This window comes from Adlercreutzia equolifaciens (genome assembly GCF_029076695.1).
Classification (GTDB): domain Bacteria; phylum Actinomycetota; class Coriobacteriia; order Coriobacteriales; family Eggerthellaceae; genus Adlercreutzia; species Adlercreutzia equolifaciens_A.
Genome location: NZ_JARFIK010000141.1, coordinates 1 through 358, shown reverse-complemented (window position 1 = coordinate 358; position 358 = coordinate 1). Strand labels below are relative to the sequence as shown.

The 358-nt window shown below is 64.2% G+C and carries 1 protein-coding gene; it reads right to left on the bottom strand.

From position 1 onward, the window contains the following. Nucleotides 1-358 (bottom strand): glycine--tRNA ligase subunit alpha (locus tag PZH32_RS11820; protein ID WP_275208452.1); only part of this gene is annotated, 358 nt, incomplete at both ends.

Genomic DNA, 358 nt, shown 5'->3' with positions numbered 1-358 from the left:
CGGCCGCTCGGGCACCGCGGGCACCACGTTCGCGAGCTTCTCCTCCTCTACCGGCTCTTCTGGAGCCGAATCGAGGATGGCCTGCAAATCGGCGTCATTCACGTCCATACCCACGACGTTCTGCATATAAGAGGCGCAGCAGGCCTTGGCCAGGGTGCGCACGCGCAGAATATAGGCCATGCGCTCGGTGGCGGAAATAACGCCGCGGGCATCGAGCAGGTTGAAGGCGTGGCAGCACTTCAGCACCGAATCGTAGGCGGGCAGCGGCTGGTTGGCGCGCAGGGTGCGCAGGCACTCGGTCTCGCGATCGGCGAACTCCTGGAACAGGAAGTCGGTGTCGGCCACCTCGAAGTTGAAC